A 1,523-nucleotide genomic window follows, 5' to 3' on the forward strand; every position below is an offset into this window, starting at 1 on the left:
GTGTAGGCGTGTTGGGCGAGTCGGGTTTTCGCGGCGTCGACCGCGTCGAGGGCTCCGGGTGCGACCGGACCGGTGAAGCCCGGGAGGAGGGTGGGGTCGTTGATGAGGTCGAGGTCGGCGCGTAGCTGGGCGGGGGTGTAGTTGATGTCGGTCAGGTATTTGGTGGTGAGCTGGTCGTAGACGATGTTCGGCAGGTCTGCGCCCTTGCCTGCTGTGGCGGCAGCGGTGACGCGCGTGACTGCCGCGTCGCGGAGTGCCTGTTGGGGTGTTCCGGCTTGGCCCTCGGGTAGCCACGACAGCACGGCGAGGTCTTGTTCGAGTTGGTTGCCGGTGTAGCCGGGGGGCATGTTCGGCGGGTTGATCTCGGCGCCCACGCCTGCCTGGTTGAGGGAGCGGAACGCTTCCCACCCTTCGGGAGTGGTGGGGATGTTGCCGTCGAGGGTGTCGCGGTCGGTGCGTTGCTGGTCGATGGTGTAGATGTGGTCGGGTTCGCCGGTGGTGGGGGTTCCGGGGGCGAAGATCCAGCGTTCGGCGAGGTCGCCGTCGGGGCTGTTGGCGTAGGTGGAGCCGTTGGGGGTGTCGGTCCAGCGTTGGTAGCCGCCGTGGCCGTTGTCGACGATGCGGGAGTGGATCCAGTTGCCGTTGGCGTCTTGGATGTATTGGTCGACGGTGTTGGTGCCGTTGCCGAAGGGGATGCGGTTGATGACGCGGCGGCCGTCGGGCAGGACCGATTCCCATTCCGCGCCCTCTGTGTAGTTGTGGGCTTCTTTGGGGAACGGGTAGGAGTCGAGCGGTTTGAGGTGGGTGTAGGGCTTGCCGTCCAGCAATCCGGTGGTGCCGGGCCAGAGTCCGTCGTAGACCGCGAGCAGGATGCCGTCGGTGTCGGGGCGTCGGCGTGGCGGGATGATCGCGCCGCCGTCACCGATGCCGGGAGCCGTGCCTGCGCCGGATCCGATATTGAATCGGGGTGTGTTCTGTAGCGCGGTGTAGGCGAGGGTGTGGTTGCGGGCAGCGTCGGTCTGGACCGGTGGTGGGGTCTGGACCGGTGGTTGGGTCTGGGCCGGTGGTTCGACCTGAACGGGCGGTTCGGCCTGAACCGGCGGTTCGGTCTGGACCTGTTGTTGCGGTGGGGCGTAGGTGGTGGCAGGGGACTGCTGGGAGGCGGGCCGGTGTCCTCCGCTGTCTGCGGTGTCGGTGGTGGGGTTGAGTTTGTTGATGCTGGCGTCGCCGGGATCGGCGGGCGGGGTCACCGCTGCACCGGCGATTTCCTTCGCGACGGTTCGGTTCGGGTCGGTGGGCAGCGTTTGTTCGAGGGTTTCCAGCTCGGGTGTTTCGATGTGCTGTTCGAGGGTTTTCGCGGTCGGGGTGTCGGTGTCGGGGGTGTTGAGTTGTTCGAGGGCGCGTGCTGGGTTTTGGAGGGCGGAGACGGTTACGGCGCCGCTGTGCGCCCCGGTGTCCAAGCTGGGGGGCCGCGCTGGCGCGGGGGGTGGGGGGGGGCGGGGGTGGGGCGGTTTGTGGGGGGA

The 1,523-nt window shown here is 67.9% G+C and carries 1 pseudogene; it reads right to left on the minus strand.

The features are described from left to right. Positions 1-1,460 (minus strand): annotated as a pseudogene (locus tag ACFWPJ_RS32530) (hypothetical protein); the annotation flags it as partial. Positions 1,461-1,523: the final 63 nt, after the last annotated feature.

The organism is Nocardia sp. NPDC058497, assembly GCF_042720195.1.
Taxonomy (GTDB): Bacteria; Actinomycetota; Actinomycetes; order Mycobacteriales; family Mycobacteriaceae; genus Nocardia.